Origin of the sequence: Lentimicrobium sp. S6, assembly GCF_013166635.1 — a bacterium.
GTDB lineage: Bacteria > Bacteroidota > Bacteroidia > Bacteroidales > UBA12170 > UBA12170.
Genome location: NZ_JABKBZ010000002.1, coordinates 110,571 through 124,403, shown reverse-complemented (window position 1 = coordinate 124,403; position 13,833 = coordinate 110,571). Strand labels below are relative to the sequence as shown.

The 13,833-nt window shown below is 36.2% G+C and carries 10 protein-coding genes; 6 read left to right on the top strand and 4 right to left on the bottom strand.

Annotated elements, in window-relative coordinates:
- Window position 1: 1 nt before the first annotated feature.
- Window positions 2-1,174 (bottom strand): 1-deoxy-D-xylulose-5-phosphate reductoisomerase, encoded by a 1,173-nt coding sequence (gene dxr / locus HNS40_RS01485; protein WP_172276512.1) that lies wholly within the window; start codon window positions 1,172-1,174, stop codon window positions 2-4.
- Between the two features lie 226 nt (window positions 1,175-1,400).
- On the opposite strand from dxr, the gene HNS40_RS01480 reads away from it, so the two are divergent.
- Window positions 1,401-3,386 (top strand): response regulator, encoded by a 1,986-nt coding sequence (locus HNS40_RS01480; RefSeq protein WP_172276509.1) that lies wholly within the window; start codon window positions 1,401-1,403, stop codon window positions 3,384-3,386.
- A 12-nt stretch (window positions 3,387-3,398) separates the two neighbouring features.
- Window positions 3,399-3,554 carry a hypothetical protein gene (locus HNS40_RS01475; RefSeq protein ID WP_172276506.1) on the top strand — a complete coding sequence of 52 codons (156 nt, stop codon included), beginning with the start codon at window positions 3,399-3,401 and terminating at the stop codon, window positions 3,552-3,554.
- 231 nt (window positions 3,555-3,785) lie between these two features.
- On the opposite strand, the gene HNS40_RS01470 is transcribed toward HNS40_RS01475, so the two are convergent.
- Complete coding sequence (locus HNS40_RS01470) at window positions 3,786-4,763, bottom strand: isoaspartyl peptidase/L-asparaginase family protein (RefSeq protein WP_172276503.1); 978 nt, start codon at window positions 4,761-4,763, stop codon at window positions 3,786-3,788.
- A gap of 570 nt (window positions 4,764-5,333) precedes the next feature.
- On the opposite strand from HNS40_RS01470, the gene HNS40_RS01465 reads away from it, so the two are divergent.
- The 3 genes from HNS40_RS01465 to HNS40_RS01455 all read left to right on the top strand — a co-directional run bounded on the left by HNS40_RS01465 (window position 5,334) and on the right by HNS40_RS01455 (window position 9,756).
- Window positions 5,334-6,953: a dipeptidase gene (locus tag HNS40_RS01465; RefSeq protein WP_172276500.1), complete on the top strand. Its 1,620-nt coding sequence runs from the start codon at window positions 5,334-5,336 to the stop codon at window positions 6,951-6,953.
- A gap of 155 nt (window positions 6,954-7,108) precedes the next feature.
- A complete protein-coding gene (gene dnaG, locus HNS40_RS01460) occupies window positions 7,109-9,067 on the top strand; it encodes a DNA primase (protein ID WP_216663763.1) in 1,959 nt (652 codons plus the stop codon).
- Window positions 9,068-9,303: 236 nt separating this feature from the next.
- On the top strand, window positions 9,304-9,756 hold the full coding sequence (locus HNS40_RS01455) for a hypothetical protein (protein ID WP_172276497.1): 453 nt from the start codon (window positions 9,304-9,306) through the stop codon (window positions 9,754-9,756).
- An 84-nt stretch (window positions 9,757-9,840) separates the two neighbouring features.
- Here the strand turns inward: HNS40_RS01455 and HNS40_RS01450 are convergent, their stop codons facing one another.
- Entirely contained in the window at window positions 9,841-11,649 is a 1,809-nt protein-coding gene (locus HNS40_RS01450) for a hypothetical protein (protein WP_216663762.1), read from the bottom strand.
- A gap of 224 nt (window positions 11,650-11,873) precedes the next feature.
- Window positions 11,874-12,830 carry a glucosaminidase domain-containing protein gene (locus HNS40_RS01445; protein ID WP_172276494.1) on the bottom strand — a complete coding sequence of 319 codons (957 nt, stop codon included), beginning with the start codon at window positions 12,828-12,830 and terminating at the stop codon, window positions 11,874-11,876.
- A 409-nt stretch (window positions 12,831-13,239) separates the two neighbouring features.
- Here HNS40_RS01445 and HNS40_RS01440 point away from each other — a divergent pair, with 409 nt between their 5' ends.
- Complete coding sequence (locus HNS40_RS01440) at window positions 13,240-13,584, top strand: NifB/NifX family molybdenum-iron cluster-binding protein (protein ID WP_172276491.1); 345 nt, start codon at window positions 13,240-13,242, stop codon at window positions 13,582-13,584.
- Window positions 13,585-13,833 lie beyond the last annotated feature (249 nt).

The following is a 13,833-nucleotide window of genomic DNA, read 5'->3' as shown; positions in this document are numbered from 1 at the left end:
TCTAGTTTTTTCTCTTGATTAATTCTTTGCTTTTGGCGATGGTTTCAAAATGAGTATTTTCTAAATCCTGTAAGTTTGGATTTTGGATAAAGTTCATTTCTTTCATCATATTTTCAACCACTTCTGATATTCTATAGAAAGGAAGCTGGTTTTGGAGAACCGCCTCAACAGCAGCTTCATTGGCTGCATTTAAAATAGCCGGAATATTCCCCCCTTTTTCTAGAGCTTCGAAAGCGAGTGCAAGATTACGAAATTTTTTCATATCAACAGGCTTGAAACTGAGACTCAATGCTTCCGAAAAATTAAATCTTGTTAAACCGGCTTGTTTTCGATGGGGGTGAAACATAGCATATTGAATAGGACCTCGCATATCGGGAGGACTCATTTGGGCTTTTACTGAGCCATCATTAAACTGGACCATACTGTGTACCAAAGACTGAGGATGAGCTACCACGTCTATTTGTTGAGGATTCAAATTGAATAACCACTTGGCTTCAATCACCTCAAGCCCTTTATTCATCATGCTTGCAGAATCAATGGTGATTTTGTGCCCCATCTCCCACGTGGGATGTTTAAGCGCTTGTTTTAAGGTGATTTTCTTCATTTCTTCAGCTGACCATTCAAAGAACGGCCCTCCGCTAGCGGTTAAAATGATTTTCTCTACACTCTCGGCTTGCTCACCTTGTAAACATTGAAAAATCGCAGAATGCTCCGAATCTACCGGTAATAAATTGACCTGATGCTTTTTTACCAAATCCATGAGGATATGACCACCCACCACCAAACTCTCTTTATTTGCAATAGCTAAATCTTTAGAGGCTTCAATGGTTTTTAATGCAGGCTTTAGTCCAGCAAATCCAACAATGGCCAATAACACCATATGGAGGTCTTCTTGAAGAAAAGTTTCATATAGTTCTTCCTCAGTGTTTAATACTTGAATGGAGGTATGAGCTAAAGCAGCTTTAAGGGCATTTTGTCGCGTGGAGTTTGCAATAAACACCATTTCTGGATGATATTTCAATGCCTGTTCTATCAATAAATCAATACTTGAATGGGCACTTAATATCTTTAGTCTAAATAATTCGGGATATTCAGAAATAACTTGAAGGGCTTGCCTTCCAATACTCCCAGTAGATCCTAAAATTGTAATTCCTTTACCTTCTTGACTTTCCATATTTATTACGGCCTAACCTTTTGGATGGCATATTCTACGATATTATAATAAGCAGCAAAACTAAATAAATTGATGATATATAAATATTGTTTTAGATTTTGATTTCGAACTAATATTTATTATCTTTACTTAAATAGACGACTTATTTTTTGAAAGAACTTATAATACTTCATTTTCGTAACCACCATTTCTTAAAATATAGTCTTATAATATATAAACTTTTATTATGTTGACTAAAATTAATACATATAGGATCGTATTCTTTAGCCCTCATTCTTCATTCTTTGTAGATATTAAGGAAGGATTGATACAAAAGGGAATGAACATAGCTAGTGCAGCCAATTATCAGGCTTTGTTGGGTATAATAGAGGATAAGAAAAACTGCATCATAGTTTCTGATTATTTATTCCCAGCATTTAATGGTTTAGAATTATTAAAGAAGATTAAAAAGGACTTCAATATAGTTCCTCCCATTATTTTTATACTTGATGATTATAAAACGGAAATCATAGAAAGCCTCATTGAATATGGAGCTCGTGATTTTATTGTAGAAGGGAAATCTAATCTAATTAGTGTTTTTGAGAGGATTGTTTTATTAATGACTCATCTCCAGAGAGAAAAGAAACAGTTGGAGATAGCAAAATCAGAGAATAAACCAGATGAGTTTACCAGATTTTTAGATGTGATAGATGAGTTGGTATTTATCAGAGAACTAGAAGGCCCTTTTATTACTGTCAATTATAATTCATTAGAGCGATTGAGATACAGCCGTGAAGAAATGCTTAGCATGGAACCAGAAAAGATTATCGCTCCACAAAAGATATTTGACTATTTATTAGAGGTTCGATTATTAAAGGATAAGAAAAAGCATGTTTATGAAACAGAACTCATTTCTAAAGATTTCAGAAGCATTCCGGTAGAAATTAGTTCCTCCATTACTGAAATAAAGGGCAAGCAAGTGATCATTACTATTGCTCGTGATATTTCTGATCGCTTAGAAACCAATAAGGAATTGAAAAATCTAAATAGTGATTTAGAGAAGATTAATAGAGAGTATAAAACCCAGAATGATCGACTTAGAAATATAAATAGAGAAATTGAAGAAAACAGACATGCTTTAAAATTAGCCCTTAATGAGGCTGAAAATGCAGAAAAACTGAAAAATAGGTTCTTGGCCAATATGAGTCATGAGATTAGAACTCCTATGAATGCTATTGTGGGTTTTAGTCAGTTATTGGAAGATGCCGATCCTGAGGATACTTCTGATTTTATACGCATCATCAATAATAATTCCGATACGCTATTACAATTGATTAATGATTTAATGGATATTGCAAAGATTGAGTCTGATCTTGTAGCCATCAATACAGAAGCCTTGAGTATTCACCAGTTATTACTGGATATAAAAACGATATTTGATTTCGATAAGCATAATAAAGACAAAGGTCATATTGAAATTAAATATTCACAGACTGAAAATTTAGACACGATTATTGAAACTGATAAATTGAGGCTGAAGCAGGTATTGATGAATTTAGTCAATAATGCTTTGAAATTTACAGAAGAAGGTAGTGTAGAGATTAGTTTTGAAATAAAAAACAATTTAGTTCACATATATGTAAAGGATACAGGGATTGGGATCCCTATCAAATTACAGCAGCAAATATTTGAACGTTTTCAGCAAATCGATCATATTGAGAAGCCACAAGGAACTGGTATTGGTCTGTCTATTAGCCGTTCTTTAATGCGATTATTAGGTGGGGAAATTAGCTTAAGCTCCGAAGTAAATAGAGGATCGGTTTTTGAAATCATCCATCCTTTATCCCAAGAAAACAATTCTAAGGTAAAACCTCCTCAAAAAAACATGGTGATGATAGCAGAAGATGAAGAGGACAATTACCACCTACTGAAATATGTATTGAAAGATTTAAATCTAGATGTCATTTGGGCTAAAAATGGTAAGGAAGCCATAGATTATTGCAGAGAAAAGAATATTTGCTTGGTGCTTATGGATATTAAAATGCCTACTGTAGATGGCTTGCAGGCTACCACCGAAATATTGAAACTTCAACCCGATTTACCCATCATTGCTCAAACCGCCTATACCCAAGATGAAGATATAGAGAGGTGTAGACGAGCTGGTTGTGTAGAATTCATTGCCAAACCAATCAATCTAACTCATCTCAGACGCACTATTGCAAAATATGTTTAAAACCCATAGATGATGAGCAGTACGATAAATATCAACATTAAGAAATTGCCCTCTGGCAAATACAAAGCTACTTCAAACGATTTTGAGGAGCTTATTGTTATAGAAAATAACATTGCTGAGGCACTAAGAGCAGCAAAGGAAAAAATTCACGATTTGTTAAGGGCTTAGGATTAGATGGTATTAAAAGGGAATCCATGACATTACGGTCAGGATTAAAACGCTTATTTCCACAGATGTGTTTTTTTAGAATCGCAAGCTCTCCGCCTCGCCACTTCTCGAGCTCATTTAAATAGTCTAAGGATGATGCTAATTTGAGTCCTGGAAGGGCGACAGATGAATAGCCGCGGGGAAGCCCGTGGAAATGAATGCGGTCTTAATATTGCTTGGCCAGATAGCGATTTATTTAAAAATAGCCACTCGTAAATCATCATCAGAGCGATTCGATGCTCTAAACATAGCCGTAGTATTAAATTCCATGATGATATTCCCTTGGGCATCTAAACCTATGATTCCACCGCTAGCGTTTTGAGATTTTAGTTTGTCTTGAATCACATAATTTGCTGCTTCTTCAATACTTTTTCCTTGATATTTCATGATGGCGGCCACATCGTAGGCCACTACATTTCTAATGAAGAACTCCCCATGACCCGTGGCTGAAATCCCACAAGTATGATTATCGGCATAGGTGCCAGCGCCAATAATTGGGCTATCACCCACTCTTCCGGGCATTTTCATGGTCATGCCTCCAGTGGAGGTTCCAGCTGTAATATTCCCGTGTTTATCTAGTGCTACGCAGCCCACTGTTCCGTGCTTGTCTTGCTTCATTTTCTCGTAGCTTTTCCATCTTTTTTCGGTATAAAACCAAGAAGTATCGGTGATTTCCACTCCATGTTCTGAAGCGAATTTCTCAGCACCATCACCAATAAGCAATACATGTGGCGATTTTTCCATCACTGCAATGGCTGCACTGATGGGGTTTTTAATATGACGGACTCCAGCCACCGCCCCTGCTTTTCCACTTTTTCCATCCATAATGGAAGCATCCATTTCATTTTGACCCAAAGCATTAAAAACGGCTCCTTTACCAGCATTAAAAAGTGGTGAATCCTCCATGATATGAATACTTGCTTCAACAGCTTCTAAACTTGTCCCCCCATTTTCTAGAATGACAGAGCCCGCCTGAATGGCCTCCTCTAATTTTTGTTTGTATTCTGATTGTCTTTCCTCAGAGAATCCTTCTTTTTCAATGTCTCCAGCTCCTCCGTGAATGACTATGGTCCAATCGGGATTAGTTTGTATTTTTTGTTCTTTTTCGTTTTTCACTTCCATTTGACAGGACCAAAGTAAAATGAGAATAATAGGTAGGTATTTTTTCATTTCTATTTATTATTTGGCTTTTTATAGTTATTTATTGGTATGGATGTCAAATATAAACAATTTTCGCAAGGCTTTTTGAAGTGTATCGATAACTGTTTTCAATTTGAAAAAATTAAAGCATTATGGCACAAAACACTCAAAGGAGACACGAAAATAAAAAAACTAGAATAACTCACTTTATATGATTCTTCTTTGTGGATTTTGTGAATCTTGGTGGTTCTTTGTACAATAGCATTCTATATGATTTTAATCTTTTTGAATAAACATTAAAATAGCTCAAAACTTTTTATAATTTCATTTTTAGTTACTAATCAGTAAGAATTACTATAGTTTAATTTTCCCTGATTTACCCCGACCCCAAGGGGAGTCAGGGAAAAGATTCAGCAAAATGATTAGATTGAAAAATTTGATATTCTATTATAATTTGATTTTTGAAACTGAAATCTGATTTTTTGGCTCCCCATGGGGAAGGGGCAAAACAAAAAAACCATTTATCATGGGCAACTACAGTAAATTGACATTATCTGATTAGTAACCATTTTTATATACTTTAGCAAAAAATCTCTGATTATGATCAAATATACACTCACCTTCCTTTTCATACTATTCAGTTTCATTTCCTACAGTTGTACCAATTTAATTGTCACCAAAGGAGCTAGTACCGATGGTTCCACCATGATGGTGTATACAAACGATGGAGAATGGCTTTATCACCTAAAAATGTTTCCCCACCAGAAGCACGAATCAGAGGAGGTTATTCAATTCAAATTCCCTAGAACAGAAAAGTTTCTCGATATCCCCCAACCATTGGAGACCTATAAAAAACTCGGCTTTCATATGAATGAGTATGATGTGGCCATTGGAGAAACTACTTTTACTGGAAGAGAAGAGCTTTGGAATAAAAACCTTCCTCTCAAGTATTGGCATTTGATGAGCCTTGCTTTAGACCGTTCAAAAACCGCGAGAGAAGCCATAGAGGTGATTACTTCTTTGGTGGAAGAATATGGTTATGGGAGCGAAGGAGAAAGTTTTTCCATCATAGATCCCAATGAAGCCTGGATTTTAGAAATGATAGGAACAGGAGATGGAAAACCAGGAGCGAATTGGGTGGCCATGAAAATCCCTGATGGTGCCATTTCTGCCCACGCTAATAAAGCTCGGATTGGAACTTTCCCGCTGGATGATCCTGAAAATTGTATCTATAGTAAAAATGTGATTTCATTTGCCATAGAAAAGGGATTCTATGATCCGAATAGCGGGAATCCTTTTGCTTTTAACTTGGCTTATAATCCGATATCGCCTGACAGATTGCGTTATTGTGAAAGTAGAGTTTGGAGTCTATTTAGAAGGGCTGCCCCAGAGCAGAATTTTTCCTCCGATTATCACAGAGGAGTGGAGGGAGCCGAAAGATATCCACTGTGGATTTTCCCTGAAGAAAAGTTGAGTGTTAAGGATGTGATGAGATTGGTTCGTGATCATTATGAGGGTACAGCAATAGATATGACCAAAGGACCTGAAGCTGGGCCTTTTGGTACACCCCAAAGATGGCGACCATTGAGTTGGGAAGAGGATGATGGTAAGGCTTATTCATGGGAACGTCCAATTTCAACTTATAATACTTGTTTCTCATTTATTGCTCAATGTAGAGAACGAACCTTTGAAGCGATGAGTACCCTATGGTTTGGTTTCGATGACACTTATTTTACTTGTTATCTCCCCCTCTATATGAGCCTAGATTCGGTGCCTGAATCTTATCGTAAAGGAGATATTCGCCACTACGATCCCTCCTCCATGTGGTGGACCATGAACTTCGTTAGTAATTATGCCAATTTGAAATATTCCTATATGATTCAGGATATTCAGAAAGTTCAAAATGAACTGGAAGACCAGTTTATTTCTGAACAAGAATATTTGGCTAAAAGATTGCTCCAAGAAAACTTAGAAGACAAAGACAAGGTCTTACACAACTATGTGAATGAAAGAGCCGATTTAATCCTTAAAAGATGGAATGAACTGGGATATATGCTCATTGCCAAATATAATGATGGCTATATAAAATCAGTAGGAGAGCACATGCAAAGTCCAGGTTATCCAGATGAATGGAGGAAAAATATCATAGAACAAAATCCAGAAAAGCATTTGGTTCCAGAATGGAATAGAAAAGGTAGACAAGTGGATAACCCGTTTTAATTCTTTCTTATTTTTACTTGGTGTTGCTCTTCATGCCTTTGGTGGTAAAAAACCTCTACAAACATATAGAAGACCATTGCTTTTTTAGATTCTATGCTCAAATATTTCTATGGAAATAATCTAATTTCATTTTTCCATTCCAAAAATAAATAACTTTGCCAGCACTCATGATTCCACAAGAAACCATACAAACCATTATTGATGCTGCTCGAATTGAAGAAGTAGTTGGCGACTTCGTACAACTGAAAAAACGAGGGGTCAATATGTTAGGGAATTGTCCTTTTCATAATGAGAAAACACCATCATTTACAGTAAGTCCGGCCAAAGGCATCTTTAAATGTTTTGGCTGTGGAAAAGCAGGAAGTCCGGTGAGCTTCATCATGGAGCATGAGCATAAGACCTATCCCGAGGCCTTAAAATACTTGGCCAATAAATACTCCATCGAAGTAGAAGAAGAAGAGCAAACCGCAGAGCAAATCGCCCATTATAATGAGCGAGAAAGCATGTTGCAAGCAGTGGATTTTGCTTCCAAGTATTTTGTAAATCAGCTTTGGGAAACAGAGATTGGGAAATCAGTTGGGCTTAATTACCTCACCGGAAGGGGTATGAGTACTCAGATGATCAAGAAATTCCAGGTGGGATATAGCCCCGACGAATGGACAGCTTTTAGCGACTATGCTATTAAAAATGCACATGAATTGGAATTACTACAAAAGACTGGGTTAACCATCGTTCGTGATGACAAAAAACGATTCGATCGCTTTAAAGGTCGTGTGATGTTTCCTATTCATAACCTCACAGGACAAGTTATCGGATTTGGAGGAAGAACCCTTAGCAATGATAAAAAACAAGCCAAATATTTAAACTCTCCTGAGTCGGATCTTTATCATAAAAGCAAGGTTCTTTATGGCATTTATTTCTCTAGAAACGAAATGGTTAAAGCCGATAATTGTTTCTTGGTGGAGGGTTATACCGATGTGATTTCCATGTTTGATGCGGGAGTAGAGAATGTAGTGGCCAGTTCTGGTACCGCGCTTACCCAAGATCAGATCAAGCTGATTAAGCGATTTACCAATAATATTACCGTTTTATATGATGGTGACTTTGCTGGTATTAAAGCGGGCTTGAGAGGTATCGATATGATTCTGTCTGAAGGCATGAATGTGAGAGTGGTGATGTTCCCTGAAGGAGAAGATCCCGATAGCTTTGCGCGCTCCCACCGTTCTTCTGAAGTCAAGGAGTATATCACTAATGAAGCTCAAGACTTTATTAGTTTTAAAACCAATTTACTTTCGGAGGAGGCTAAAACTGACCCCATAAAAAGGGCTGGCCTGATTAAAGAAATTGTTCAAACCATTTCTATTATCCCGGATGCCATTACCCGACAGGTTTATGTGAGGGAATGCTCTAGCTTACTCGAAATGCCAGAGCAAACCTTGTTGAACGAGTTGAATAAGCTCCTTGCTAAAAAGTTTAAACAAGAGACTAAATCTAGTTATCCTGAGCCTCACCAGAAGACTCCTCAGGTAAATAGAATGGAAAGCCCTGATAAACGTTTGCTCAGCAGATTTGCTTATCAGGAGGAAAATCTAGCTCGACTTTTGTTAAAATTTGGTCACCTCGATTTTACATTTCGTAAAAAAGGGGAAGAGGATATTGAGGTAAATGTGGCAGCGTATATTATCGATCAAATGGCCTTAGATAACTTGGAGTTTGAAAATCCGCTCTATAAAAGCATTTATGAAATTTTCGACCAATGTTTAGAGGAGGAAGAATTTAAAGAGCATAGTTTTTTTACCAACCATCCCAATCAGCAGATTGCTAATTTCTGTATAGATATCTCCATGGATAAATATGAGCTTTCAGAAAACTGGATGGAAAAGAAACAAATCTATGTGAAATCGGAGGAGGTCGACCTCTTGGGTTTAAGTGTGATGACATCCGTTCGGTCCTTTAAATTAAGCATTGTAGAACAAGAAATAAAAGAACTGCAGAACAAGTTGAAGGGAGTAAAAGAGGATGAAGAGTTGATGAAGATACTCAGCCTTTTGAGTAAAAAAGAAAGTCATAAAAAAAGACTTAGTGGTGATCTAGGGCGTATTGTTCTTCGTTAAGAACTAGGTTGGAGTCGGATATCGGATGACCGATGAGGGATATGGTTTCCCAAGTTCTCTGGCTCTTCAGCTCATCATTTCCCCAATTCATTCTAAAAACAAAATCTACAAGTTTAACTTTGAACTTTAAACATTGAACCTCGCTCTCAGTCCTTTTAAGCAATTTTAAGATTCCCGTTTCCTGCTCTTTCCCTTTCGTCGCAATATTTATAATACATTTGCGTTTCAAAGCAATAATGAAAAATAAACTTATATATCTTTTCCTACTTGGAATCGTCCTATTTGGCCTTATATTCTCGCAATGCAAAAAGGAAGACGATCCACTACCATTAGCAGTGGTTAATATTTATATTGAGCCCAACTCAACCTTATATATTAATTTGAATACTGTTGGTGGTTCTGAATATATTACGGCAAATTACCCAAGTAGAGGACTGATTGTATACAGAATAAGCGTGAATGACTTTGTAGCCTTTGAGCGCACTTGCCCTCACGATCCTGATGCCTGTTGCGATGAAAATGGCTGTGCTAGACTGAATGTTGAACCTGATGGAATCATTATAAAAGACAGTTGTTGCGAATCTCAATACCTCATTCTCGATGGTTCAAATGTGACTGGTCCATCGGTGAAACCTCTGAAGCAATATCGTACTTCCTACGATGGCAAGACTTTGCATATTTATAATTAAAAGTGCGCTTCTCATGGCAATAAAAAAGCCCTTTCCAAAATATTTAATTTCAAAATGGGCTCCTATATTCATAATTCTCTAGCTTTAGGCTTCTGAGAATTTCTTTCTAATTTCTATACTAAAATCGTGAAGTTTTTGTTTGCTTTCTTCTAAATCATAAGCAATTTGCTGTTTAGTATCTTCAAAAGCATGTTTCATTTCACTAAACAAATTTTGATAATAATTAACACCTTCTTTTAAATTTTCATTGAAAGTGGTTAAACTCTTTTCCTGCTTCTTAGAAAGATCTGTTTTTACTTCGTCAATCTTTCCTCTTAGATGATCTATATATAGGTGTAATTCTTTAACAAACATATGAGGACGGTCATTGCGTTTTATCACATTATTTCTGCCATAAATATGGCCTACCATTTCTTTTAAAGTAATTTCCTTTTCGTAATAGGCTATATTAGGTCCAGGACAAACCGAAACACCAGGTCCTTCCACCTTAGTGTCCAATCCTTTTGATATTAAAGCAGCAGTTCCTAAGCCCACACAAACGCAAGATTTTTCTACAATCTTATTATACTTATATTGTCGATCTGCTTCAGGTAATTCTAAATCATCAAGCTCTTTAATCTTCAGACGTTGATAGCGATAAGAAGCAGTACAGAGCCCTTTTTCAGTAAACTCATAATTGAGTTCTACATATTTCTTGGGACAAAGACTACCTGGTTTTCCCATATCTATACGAGCTTGCTTTTCAATATCTTTAGTATTTCCTCTCAAACTATTAAATGGGACTCCTAAAGGAGAAATCCCACTTAAATATAGGTCTTTCTCTCTAGCATCTGCTAATTGTTTGCGAGTGGCATTATCCACAGAAGTTACTTCAGGAACCAATAAAAATGGAGAACCCCAACCTACAGAATCCACTTCGAAATGATCAAGTAAGAAAGAATGCTCTTCTGCAGTCCCAACACCGCCTTGTGCCGACATACGTAGCGGTAATACCTCAGTAGGGACAGGACGATTCTTAGCTGTTAATGCCTTTTCGAGTAAAGCCCACACTTGTTGAACTAATGCTTCCTTATTGGTTTTGAATTCCTCTAAAACTGGTCCCATTAAGTGGCCTTCAGTGGCAAAAGCATGACCTCCACAATTTAATCCAGATTCTACTCTGTATTCAGAAACCCAAAGACCTTTTTTAGCTAAATATTTTCCCTGGATTAATGCCGAACGATAGTCAGAAACCTTTAGTATGATCTGCTTCTTCATTTCACCATCCTCATTAGGATAGAAATCGTCGAACTGATCCATATAATTATATAATCGAGGATTCATACCAGCTGAAAGAACGATAGAAGAGTTGAGATTGCTTTTAGCAAAACCTCTTAAAGCTGCATGGGCATCATTAAATTCAACAGGTAACTGCTCCCCATTTTTATAATTATGCTTGTCTACCTTAGTCATGATATTTACGTCTACATTTCCAATGCTCAGGTGGTCTCTAATCCAAGATTTCACATCGTTTAAGTTGAAATTTTCAACTTTTTGTTGGAATTCTTTTTTTAGTTCTGAGCTATCTGGTAATAAATGGAAATATTCTTTTATTTCTTCCCTTTTGTCTTGTGTTGCAGTTTTGAACTCTTCGAGTTTCGATTCTGCAATTTCTTTCATCAAATTGAGATATGAGGTGATTCTCTTGGCACGAAAATCATCAATTTTATGGGTAATTTCTTGGTAAGGAAGCTCAAATTTCTCGCTGTAAAATTTTCTCATTTTCTCGACTAACATATCGTCAACCAATGAAATAGTAGAGTCAATTCCTAAATGAGCCACCCTAGCTGGAGAGTCTATGGTAAAACCTATTCCCATCACAGGAATATGGAATGTGTGTTTTCTTTGATTCATTTTTCGAATTTTCGCTTTAAATATTCGGTAAAAGTACTTTAAAAACGATTAGTCACAAGGATATTATTAGACTTTAACAGAAAAAAAGTCTAAAAAAAGTATGGATGTGACAAAGTTATTCATGGAGTATTATACGATATGCTTTTTGGGTGATGATTCAATAGAGCCAATTTGCTCTCATCAACACCAAAATACTTACCTAAAGGAATGATAATCATAAGGACTTAACGAAGTTTTAAACGGCCTCCTTCTGGTAGAGCATCTTCATTTTTAATGCCATTCATCTTTTTTACTTTTTTCATCCTAACGGCATATTTCTGGCAGATTTCCCTTAAGGTTTCACCTCTTTGTACGATATGAAACTTAATTCTAGCTTTGGAATTTTTCTTTTCAATATATATAAAGTCACCTGAACTTAGTCTGGTCTTTTTAGTGGCATCATTATATTTCCTGACTTGCCAAGTGTATATTCCAAATTCAGCTGCAATGCTTTCAAAGCTGTCGTCTTTCATTGCTTTTACATAACGAACACCTTCGTTTTCGTAGATGAGTCTTTGATTATCACTTACTGATACTGGTTTGAAATCGGTGGGTTCAGCGACAACAACAATATCCTCTTTTGGTGGTTTTACATTAGTGGGCTTTTCTTCTTTTACTCCAAGCTCCTTCATACTCTTTATCTTGTCGTACTGATACAATTCGTTGTCTTCAATGACTTTAATAAGCAGATGCGCATATTTTGGATTGGTAGCATAGCCAGCCTTTTTTAAACCATGAGCCCATTTTTTATAATCTGTTACTTTGTATTCGAAGAGAAAAGCATAACGACTGCGAGTCATTAGAAACTGGGAATGATCTTCAAAAGATTCGGCAGCAGTTTTGTATTTTCTGAAACATTCATTCTTTTTATCATCGTCCATGATAAAGCTATCACCGGTCCATCCTTTATGGCATTTTATGCCAAAGTGATTATTGGCAATACTTGCTAAGTCGCTTTTTCCAGATCCTGATTCTAATATTCCTTGGGCTAAGGTGATACTTGCAGGAATTCCATGCTCCAACATCTTTTTCACAGCAGTTGCTTTGTATTTTTCAATATAGTCTTTTCTTACGGTGTTGGTTTGTGCAGATAGGTTGAATACTGCAAAACTCAGGACTAAAAGGCTAATAATCTTATTCATATTATGAAAGCTGTTTTTGATGTAATGATATAATTGTTCTATCTAAACAAAGAAAACCAATATTAAATTGTATTGAAGGGTGATTTGCAGAAGTTTTAAAAAGAGTAATGTTAAAAAGTGAAGGCTTAATGAAAGACATATTCAGTCTAAAGCCCTGATTTCATCAGGTCAAATTTTATTTGAAATTTGACTTTTTATACTAGTCTAATCCTAATTATACCAAACACCTGTCTTCCTAATCTCCCCCCCCCCCCCCATTTATTTTGCTTGATTTTTCATCAGCTTAACAAATTTTAAGAGAAATGGAAGCCATTACAGTTTCAAATCTGTATCAACTAAGCTATTAGATAAGAAAGGAATGAGAAATTTTACTAAATTCGCAAGCCCCAATTAAAAAAGGAGATTAAGAATGAAGATTGCAATACCTACATCAGATAAAAAGACTGTTTTTTCAAAAACTGGAAAAACAAAAGAATTTGCTATTTGTGAGATTGTAGAAGGTAGCTACGAATTCATTGAGTTTCGTAATAATCCATTTCAATCAGATGGTGATTCCCATAGCGAAGAACATAAGCATAAAGCACTACTTGAATTATTAAAAGACTGTGATGCGCTCTTGGTGAAGGCAACAGGTGAACTTCTTCGTGCCGAACTTTGGGATGCCAATATGCCTATCTATAAAACTAATGAAGAAGATTTAAAAGAAGCCATCACTCTTTTTACCTTAAACATGGTTGGACATAAGAGGTTATAATTCATCTTTTGTAGCAAAAGCAACTTCCAAACGAGTATTATTATGACTTCAATATTTGATAAATGCAAGTAGCTCTATACTCCCGTTTGTAGCTTTCTAAGCAATAATAGCAGGCGCTTGATATTATTGCTTTAAGAAGTAGTAAAAGAGAGTAATACAACAGAAGATTTTGTGCTTTTCCTCCAAAAAGCAAAACCTAAAAAATAACAACACCAGGAGTTTTCGATTTTCCAGTATATTTGATGCTTC